General features: G+C 69.5%; 9 protein-coding genes and 1 pseudogene. 5 read left to right on the top strand and 5 right to left on the bottom strand.

Going from position 1 to position 8,284, the window contains the following annotated elements:
- Positions 1–103: 103 nt before the first annotated feature.
- Both C1I93_RS25750 and C1I93_RS25745 read left to right on the top strand, forming a co-directional pair.
- Positions 104–205: pseudogene (locus C1I93_RS25750) on the top strand (c-type cytochrome biogenesis protein CcsB); the annotation flags it as partial.
- 54 nt (positions 206–259) lie between these two features.
- On the top strand, positions 260–1,747 hold the full coding sequence (locus C1I93_RS25745; RefSeq protein ID WP_223256242.1) for an AAA family ATPase: 1,488 nt from the start codon (positions 260–262) through the stop codon (positions 1,745–1,747).
- Here C1I93_RS25745 and C1I93_RS25740 read toward each other — a convergent pair.
- Both C1I93_RS25740 and C1I93_RS25735 read right to left on the bottom strand, forming a co-directional pair.
- The gene (locus tag C1I93_RS25740; protein WP_111245871.1) at positions 1,732–1,950 is read right to left on the bottom strand and encodes a hypothetical protein; all 219 of its coding nucleotides are present in this window, start codon (positions 1,948–1,950) and stop codon (positions 1,732–1,734) included. The two genes, C1I93_RS25745 and C1I93_RS25740, sit on opposite strands and share 16 nt — an antisense overlap.
- 79 nt (positions 1,951–2,029) lie before the next feature.
- A complete protein-coding gene (locus tag C1I93_RS25735; protein ID WP_111245870.1) occupies positions 2,030–2,506 on the bottom strand; it encodes a MarR family winged helix-turn-helix transcriptional regulator in 477 nt (158 codons plus the stop codon).
- Positions 2,507–2,569: 63 nt separating this feature from the next.
- Here C1I93_RS25735 and C1I93_RS32755 point away from each other — a divergent pair, with 63 nt between their 5' ends.
- Entirely contained in the window at positions 2,570–3,292 is a 723-nt protein-coding gene (locus C1I93_RS32755; RefSeq protein WP_111245869.1) for a carboxymuconolactone decarboxylase family protein, read from the top strand.
- Positions 3,293–3,330: 38 nt separating this feature from the next.
- Here the strand turns inward: C1I93_RS32755 and C1I93_RS25725 are convergent, their stop codons facing one another.
- The 3 genes from C1I93_RS25725 to C1I93_RS25715 all read right to left on the bottom strand — a co-directional run bounded on the left by C1I93_RS25725 (position 3,331) and on the right by C1I93_RS25715 (position 4,846).
- A complete protein-coding gene (locus C1I93_RS25725; RefSeq protein ID WP_111245868.1) occupies positions 3,331–3,522 on the bottom strand; it encodes a hypothetical protein in 192 nt (63 codons plus the stop codon).
- A gap of 2 nt (positions 3,523–3,524) precedes the next feature.
- Complete coding sequence (locus C1I93_RS25720) at positions 3,525–3,806, bottom strand: hypothetical protein (RefSeq protein ID WP_111245867.1); 282 nt, start codon at positions 3,804–3,806, stop codon at positions 3,525–3,527.
- A gap of 101 nt (positions 3,807–3,907) precedes the next feature.
- Positions 3,908–4,846, bottom strand: coding sequence for an alpha/beta fold hydrolase (locus C1I93_RS25715; protein ID WP_223256243.1), 939 nt, complete (start codon positions 4,844–4,846; stop codon positions 3,908–3,910).
- A 150-nt stretch (positions 4,847–4,996) separates the two neighbouring features.
- Between C1I93_RS25715 and C1I93_RS25710 the strand changes: the two genes are divergently transcribed.
- Both C1I93_RS25710 and C1I93_RS25705 read left to right on the top strand, forming a co-directional pair.
- A complete protein-coding gene (locus C1I93_RS25710; RefSeq protein ID WP_111245866.1) occupies positions 4,997–6,457 on the top strand; it encodes a menaquinone biosynthesis decarboxylase in 1,461 nt (486 codons plus the stop codon).
- A 241-nt stretch (positions 6,458–6,698) separates the two neighbouring features.
- Positions 6,699–8,284, top strand: a 1,586-nt coding sequence (locus C1I93_RS25705; RefSeq protein ID WP_111245865.1) for a glycoside hydrolase family 13 protein, incomplete at its 3' end; no start/stop codon positions are given.

Below are 8,284 nucleotides of genomic sequence, written 5' to 3'. Positions count from 1 at the left end.
CAGCCCGGAGGCGAAGACGATCGTCGACACGTGCACGATGAACCAGTACGAGTTGAGCGCCGGCACCAGCGGCACGATCGGGGTGTAGAGCACCAGCTCGGCGGTGGCCACCTGGCTGGCCATCCTCGGCTTCCTCACGGTGATGATGAACCTCTTCGGCGTGAACATCTTCTTCGAGGGCCTGCACTCCTACGGCGGCCTCTGACCCGCAAAACGTATAACTACAGTTATAGTAACTGTAGTTATACGTTTTGTTGGGGTGGTTGTGAACCTGATCAAGCCTCCAGAGATCTTCGACCGGGACGTCGAGTGGGCGGAACTCCTTCGATTCGCCACCGACGAGAGGGCGGGCGCCACGCTGGGTGTGGTAAGCGGACGCCGCCGGCAGGGCAAGACCCTGCTGCTGTACGAGTTGGCCCGCGCCACCGGCGGCTTCTACTTCGGGGCCACCGAGGCGACAGGGACGGAGTCACTACGGCGGCTCGGGCAGGCGCTCGGCCGATACACGAGCGCGCCGGGTCCGGTGCATCTGGCCGACTGGTCGAGCGCCGTCGACGCGTTGCTCGCCCTCGGTCGGGACCGATCGCTTCCGGTGGTGCTCGATGAGTTTCCCTACTTGGCCCGAGCAAGCCGTGACCTGCCGTCGGTGATTCAGCACGCGCTCACACCCGGCCGCCCCGAGCGCACCGGCTCCCGTACCCGTCTGTTGCTGTGCGGCTCGGCGCTCTCCTTCATGGGCGGACTGCTAGCCGGGTCCGCACCGCTGCGCGGGCGGGCCGGGCTCGAACTGCCTGTCGCCCCGCTCGACTACCGGGCGGCGGCGGCCTTCTGGGAGATCGACGATCCGTCGTTGGCCGCCCAGGTTTTCGCAATCGTCGGCGGCACCCCGGCGTACCGGCGCGAGTACGTCCAGGACGACGCGCCCAGCGGGCGCGATGACTTTGACGACTGGGTGGTGCGAGCCGTGTTGAATCCGGCCCGCCCACTGTTCCGGGAGGCCCGCTACCTGCTCGCCGAGGACCCGGATCTGCGGGACGCGGCGCTGTACCACTCCGTCCTCGCGGCGGTGGCCGAGGGCAACGGCACCCGAGGCGGGATCGCCGGCTTCATCGGGCGCAAGACCACCGACCTGCACCATCCGCTCACAGTGCTCGAGGACGCCGGTCTTCTGATCCGAGAGCCAGATCCGCTGCGCAGTGGCCGGAGCCGCTACCGCATTGCCGAGCCACTCATCACGTTCTATCAGGCCGTGATGCGGCCAGCCTGGACAGCGTTGGAGCAGCGGCGAGGCGCAGACGTCTGGCGAAGGTCTCAACGGCGGTACGCCAGCGCCGTGCTCGGCCCGGCGTTCGAGGAAATCGTCCGACAGTGGACGGTACGCTTCGCCGCCCCTGAGACCATCGGCGGCATTGTCGCCGAGGTGAGTCCCGCCGTGCTCACCGATCCGGCCAGCCGGACGAGTCTGGAGCTCGACCTTGTCGCGCTCGGTGAGCCTCCCATCGGCGACGGACCCCGCCCATTGCTCGCCGTCGGTGAAGTCAAATGGGGTCGTACCCTCGGCGGTGCCGATCTGGACCGACTGACCAAGGTGCGGAAGCTGCTCGTTGCCCGTCCGGGGCTGGATGCCCGGGACACCCGGCTGCTGCTCGCCAGCGGCGCAGGCTTCACCGACGACCTGGTTGCCGCCAGCCGCGATCGTCCTGACGTGATCCTCGTCGACCCGACGCGCCTCTATTCCGGCGACTGACGGATGGTCGCTGTGGGCCGATGCCGGAGTGTCTCGCTCACCCGCAGGGTGACCTGGTAGGCGACCTCCGGCACGTCGGCCAGCTCGATCCGCTCCGACCGGAGCGCGAGCTGTGCGTGCAGCTCCCGGGCCACGGCATCGCGCAACTCGATCTGTAGCGGCGACAGCCCGTCCGGGTCGCCGACAACGTACGCGTCACTCATGCCCCTCAGCGTGACGCCTGGTACGACCGCCGAGCCAGCACCGGTGACAATTCCCGCAGCGCCGGCCTGCCTGGACCGGTCAGCCGGTCAACCAGCCCGGTACGTCGAGCCGGAACCAGTTGGCGGGGGTGACCGTACGCAGGTCGTCCTCCAGGGCGGCGACCCGCTCCGCGCCGAGCGTGTCCGCCCAGCGCTGCCGTAGCTCGTCGAAGATGACGGCCGAGCGGCGCAGGCCGTCGAGGCCGTGCGGAGTCAGCCGGACCAGCTTGCGCCGGGCGTCGCGCGGGTCGTCGGCGCGTTCCAGGTAGTCGAGGGCGACCAGCCGGTCCACGGTCTTGCCGGCGGCCTGTTTGGAGACACCCAGCCGGTGGCCCAGCTCAGAGGCGGTGGTGCCGTCGGCGCCGACGGCTTGGAGTACGAAGCCGTGCAGCGGGCGCAGCTCCGCGTGACCCTGCCGGGCCAGTTCGGCGTGCAGGTCGTCGATGAGCGTACGGAAGCCGGCCAGCAACAGCAGGGGCAGCAGGAAGCCGGGGCGCGGCGGGTCAGGCGTTGGCAATTTCGACAACCTGGTTTACGGTTTGGTCAACCACATTGACTAATCTATGGCAAGGGGTCCGCCATGTCCACGCACGCCTTCACCGTCCACACCATCGACACCGCACCGGAGGCCGCCCGGCCCATCATGAACGCCGTACGTCGTACCCTCGGCCAGCTACCCAGCGCGGTGGGCCTGATGGCCGAGTCCCCGGAACTACTCAACGGCTTCCTGACCGCCAACAGCATCTACGAGAGCTGTGGGCTGGACCCGGTCGAGCGGGAAATCGTGGTGCTGACCGTCGCCGGCCGGAACGAATGCCACATCTGCATCGCCATGCACACCGCCACCCTGACCCGGCTCGGTGCCGCACCCGAGCTGATCGACGCGCTGCGGGGAACCAACGCAGCGAGCGGCGTTGGCGCGGGCGGTGCGGCGGGTGATGTAGCGAGCGGCGTTGGCGCGGGTGGCGAGGGCGGCGAGGGCGGCGAGGGCGGCGCGGGCGGCGTTGGTGGCGTTGGTGGCGCGGGCGGTGTTGGTGGTGTTGGTGGCGCGGGCGGCGTTGGTGCGGGCGGCGGCACGCCCCTGCCCGACGAGCGACTGGAGGCGTTGCGGCTCTTCACCCTCGCCGTGCTCGACCACCGGGGCGCGGTGCCCGACGAGGAGCTGTCCGCCTTCCTGGCGGCCGGTTTCCAGCCCCGGCACGCCCTGGACGTGGTGCTCGGTGTCGGCACGTACACCATCTCCACCTTCGCCAACCGGCTCACCCGGGCACCGCTCGGCTCACCCGTGCCCGCCAACGCCTGAGCGCCGCCCGCGCCTGAGCGTCACCGGGGTCACGGATGTTAGGAGGGGCCCCCTGCTATACACCAGGCGTTAACAGGGGCCCCCTCCTTACACCGGTCGCCGTCGATCTTTTCGTTCGGTGCGGGCATCACGCCCCAGACATCCCAGGGCAGCACCTCGACCGCGTGCAGGGCGGCGGCGTCGCGCATCAGGTTGCCGGCGATCCACCACAAGCCGCTCTCGTCGAGCACACTCAGCCCGAAGGTGTCCGGGTCGGCGTGGCCGGCACGGCAGCGTGCCCACGCGTCGCCGGCGACCAGGAACCGGGCCGCAGGTGCACGCTCTGCCGGTCGGCATCGGACAACGTGACCCCGTACTCACCGACCAGGTGCTCATGGATCACCAACCCCTGGAGCGTCCGAGCGATCCCCGCCGGGTCCGTCGGCACCGCCTCGACCAGTTCGGCGTACGCCCCGGGAGAGGTGAGCCGGCCGGGTGCCGCGTACCTGGAGAGGTTCTTGCGTCCCTGGTCCATCTGTGCTCCTGCTCCACTGGGCGAGCAGTAAGCGTCGCAAAGTACGGTTTGCTCGCAGGGGCCCGCGACGACGGAATTTGGGTATCCGCCGCCGGGACCGGTCACGCGGGGACCGATTCGGCGTCGCCCCTTCCGGGCGGTGCCGGCTGGTCGATCCGGTGGCCGGTCAGGTCCGGAGGAAGGGCAGCAGCATCGCGGTGAGTTCCGCCGGTTGCTCCTCGAAGAGCCAGTGCCCGCTGTCCTCGACGACCGCGCTGGTGACCGAGTCGGCGTAACCGGTTGACCTGGTCGGCCACCTGGCGGCCGAGGCTCGCCTGCGCGCCGATGGCGAGCACCGGCATGGTCAGTTTCGTCCGGCGGTACTCGGTGTTGTCCGCGATGTCCTGCCCGAACGCCCGGAAACACGCGAAGCTGGCCCGCAGGTGGGCCGGGTCGCGCAGGGGCCGGGCGTACTCCTCGATGTCCGCCGCGTCGAGGCTGCCCTTGCGGATCATCAGCGAGTCGGTGAACAGGTCGACCCAGACCGTCTCCCGGCCAGCGACGAGTTGCTCCGGTAGGCCGTTGGTCAGGCTGAAGAAGCCGAAGTTCCACACCGCCGGGCCGGCGGCCGTCAGCGCCGGGAAGGTGTAGATGCTCTCGTCGGGGATCGGCGCCTCGCTGAGCACCAGCCGACTCACCCGGTCCGGGTGGGCTGCGGCGTACGCGTACGCGACCATGGTGCCGACGTCGTGCCCGACCAGCCGGAGGTCGCGGTCCAGGCCCAGGGTGGTGAGCAGCCTGTGCAGGTCGGCGGCGAGAGTCCTCTTGTCGTAGCCGGTCGGCGGCGCGTCGCTGCCGCCGAAGCCCCGCAGGTCCGGCGCGATCACCTCGTACGACCTGGCCAGCTCCGGCAGCACGTGCCGCCACATGTACCAGGACTGCGGATAACCGTGCAGCAGCACCAGGGCGGGGCCGTTGCCGCCGCGTACGTAGTTGACGGCGACGTCGTCGACCTGCGTCCGCTGCTCGGTGAACCCCACTGGAACCCGACCGTCGCCCATCGCCACCCCTCCGCCCCGCGTGCGCCGCTCGACTACCCGGCCGACCCGTGTTCATGCTGCTGCGTGTTAACAGGGGGCCCGTGCTCTACCTGAGGCGTTAACAGGGGGCCCTTCCTTACGCCTTGGGCTGGGTGGGGGAGACTTGCGGGCATGGCGGCTCCTGGGTTCCCGTACACGGATCTGAAGGATTTCCTCGCAGCGTTGGAGCGCGCGGGGGAGTTGCGTCGCGTCAGCGTGCCTGTCGACCCGACGCTGGAGATCAGTGAGGTGGTCACCCGGACGGTCCGGGCCGACGGGCCGGCGTTGCTCTTCGAGCGGCCCACCCGGGGCGAGATGCCGGTGGCGATCAACCTGTTCGGCACCGAGAAGCGCACCGCGATGGCGCTCGGCGTCGAGTCGCTGGACGAGATCGGCAACCGGATCGGCGAGATGCTCAAGCCGGAGCTGCCGGTGGGGTTCTCCGGCATGATGGGCGGCCTGGGCAAGGTGATGCAGCTCAAGTCGATGCCGCCCAAGAAGGTCAAGACCGCGCCGTGCCAGCAGGTGGTCTACCGGGGTGACGACGTCGACCTGAACAAGTTGCCGGGGCTTCAGGTCTGGCCGGGTGACGGCGGGATCTTCCACAACTTCGGGTTGACCCACACCAAGCACCCGGAGACCGGCAAGCGCAATCTCGGGTTGTATCGGCTCCAGCAGCACAGCCACAACACCCTCGGCATGCACTGGCAGATCCACAAGAACTCGACCGCGCACCACGCGGTTGCCGAGCGGCTCGGCCAGCGGCTGCCGGTCGCCATCGCCATCGGCTGCGACCCGGTGGTCAGCTACGCGTCGAGCGCGCCGCTCCCCGCTGACATCGACGAGTACCTGTTCGCCGGCTTCCTGCGCGGTGAGCGGGTGGAGATGGTCGACTGCCTGACCGTGCCACTCCAGGTGCCGGCGCACGCCCAGGTGGTGCTGGAGGGCTACCTGGAGCCGGGCGAGCGGCTGCCGGAGGGCCCGTTCGGTGACCACACCGGCTTCTACACCCCGGTCGAGCCGTTCCCGGTGCTGCACGTCGAGGCGATGACCATGCAGCGCGACCCGGTGTACCACTCGATCGTCACCTCGAAGCCGCCGCAGGAGGATCACGGCCTGGGCAAGGCCACCGAGCGGATCTTCGCGCCGCTGCTGCGGTTCCTGATCCCGGACATCGTCGACTACAACCTGCCCGCGGCCGGTGTCTTCCACAACTGCGCGATCGTGTCGATCCGTAAGCGCTACCCGAAGCACGCGCAGAAGGTGATGAACGCGATCTGGGGCGCGCACATGATGTCGCTGACCAAGCTGATCGTGATCGTCGACGAGGACTGCGACGTGCACGACTATCACGAGGTGGCTTTCCGGGCCTTCGGTAACGTCGACTACGCCCGGGACCTGCTGCTCACCGAGGGTCCGGTCGACCACCTTGATCACTCCTCGTACCAGCAGTTCTGGGGCGGCAAAGCCGGCATCGACGCCACCCGCAAGCTCCCCGAGGAGGGCTACCACCGGGGCTGGCCGGAAGAGATGACCATGTCTGCCGAGGTCGTCTCCCTGGTCGACAAGCGCTGGAAGGAATACGGCCTCTAATGCCCACCCCCGCCGACAACCCCCGCGATCATGCACTTTCCGCCGCGCCATAAGCCGCAAAAGCGGGCAAAGCGCCGACCGAAACTGCAAGATCACCAAGCAGGGGACGCCCGCGGGGGCGGTCCTTGCGCAAGAAATGCTTGACTCTTTCACGTGGGGGGCGGCATTCTGCTGGGGCACCCCGTGCGTCCGCCGTCGCCGGGGTGCCGCCAGTACCGCGCCACAGAACGGGGAACACCCGATGACCGTCAGCACCCCCTCGCCGCTGACCTCCGACGTCGACTGGTGGCGGTCCGCCGTCGTCTACCAGGTCTACGTCCGCAGCTTCGCCGACTCGAACGGCGACGGCATCGGTGACCTGCCCGGCATCCGGGAACGCCTGCCCTACCTGCGCGACCTCGGCGTGGACGCGCTCTGGCTGACCCCCTTCTACACCTCGCCGATGGTGGACGGCGGCTACGACGTCGCCGACTACCGCGACGTCGACCCGATGTTCGGCACCCTCGGCGACTTCGAGGCGATGGTCACCGACGCTCACGCGCTCGGCCTGCGGATCATCGTGGACATCGTGCCGAACCACACCTCCGACCAGCACCCCTGGTTCACCGCGGCGCTGGCCGCCGCGCCCGGCTCGGCCGAACGGGACCGCTACCTCTTCGCCGACGGACAGGGCGAGCACGGCGAGCAGCCACCCAACGACTGGGAGAGCATCTTCGGCGGGCCGGCCTGGACCCGGGTGCCGGACGGCCAGTGGTACCTGCACCTGTTCGACCCGGCCCAACCGGACCTGAACTGGCGTCACCCCGAGGTACGCGCCGAGTTCGAGGACATCCTCCGGTTCTGGCTCGACCGTGGCGTGGACGGCTTCCGCATCGACGTGGCGCACGGCATGATCAAGGCCGCCGGGCTGCCGGACGTCGGCTTCAGCTCGATGACCACCGGGCAACGCCAGTCGGAGCTGCTCGGCAAGGGCCGGCTGCCCTACTTCGACCAGGACGAGGTGCACGACATCTACCGCGCCTGGCGGCCGATCCTGGACAGCTACCCCGGCGGCCGGATGGCGGTGGCCGAGGCGTGGGCCGAGACCCCACAGCGGCTGGCCCGCTACATCGGCCCGGACGAGCTGCACCAGGCGTTCAGCTTCGACTTCCTCGATGCCACCTGGTCGGCCGACTCGTTCCGCAAGGTGATCGACACCGCGTTGGCCGAGGCGACGATCGTCGGTGCGCCGACCACCTGGGTGCTGTCCAACCACGACCGGCAGCGACACGTCACCCGCTACGGCGACGGGGAGGTCGGGTTGCGCCGGGCCCGCGCCGCCGCGCTGCTGATGCTCGCCCTGCCCGGCTGCGCCTACCTCTACCAGGGTGAGGAACTGGGCCTGCCCGAGGTGCTCGACCTGCCGGACGCGCTACGGCAGGACCCGCAGTTCTTCCGCACCGGCGAGAGCCGCGACGGCTGCCGGGTGCCCATGCCGTGGAGCGGCGAGGTGGCCCCGTACGGTTTCGGGCCCGCCGGCAGCGAGCTGAGCTGGCTGCCGGCCCCTACGACCTGGCGTGCCCTGTCGGTGGCCGCCCAGACCAGCGCACCCGATTCGACCCTGGAGCTGTACCGCGCGGCGCTGCGGATCCGCCGCAACCACCCGGCATTGACGGGTCTCGGCGGCGTCACCTGGCTGGAGACCGACCCGGGGCTGCTCGCCTTCCGTCGCACCACCAACGACACCGAGCTGACCTGCGTAGTCAACCTAGGCGACACCCCAACCCTGATCGACAGGTACGGCACCCCCATCGTAGCCAGCACCCCCCTCACCGAACACCCCACCGG

Origin of the sequence: Micromonospora endophytica, assembly GCF_003236305.1 — a bacterium.
Taxonomy (GTDB): Bacteria; Actinomycetota; Actinomycetes; order Mycobacteriales; family Micromonosporaceae; genus Micromonospora; species Micromonospora endophytica.
The sequence above is the reverse complement of the archived record's forward strand: the minus strand, read 5'-3'. Positions and strand labels throughout refer to the sequence as shown.

Excerpts from the sequence above, each read along its gene's own strand:
- C1I93_RS25740 (WP_111245871.1), bottom strand. The coding sequence starts at position 1,950 with ATGAGTGACGCGTACGTTGTCGGCGACCCGGACGGGCTGTCGCCGCTA.
- C1I93_RS32755 (WP_111245869.1), top strand. The coding sequence starts at position 2,570 with ATGTCCACGCACGCCTTCACCGTCCACACCATCGACACCGCACCGGAG.
- C1I93_RS25720 (WP_111245867.1), bottom strand. The coding sequence starts at position 3,806 with ATGGACCAGGGACGCAAGAACCTCTCCAGGTACGCGGCACCCGGCCGG.
- C1I93_RS25715 (WP_223256243.1), bottom strand. The coding sequence starts at position 4,846 with ATGGGCGACGGTCGGGTTCCAGTGGGGTTCACCGAGCAGCGGACGCAG.
- C1I93_RS25710 (WP_111245866.1), top strand. The coding sequence starts at position 4,997 with ATGGCGGCTCCTGGGTTCCCGTACACGGATCTGAAGGATTTCCTCGCA.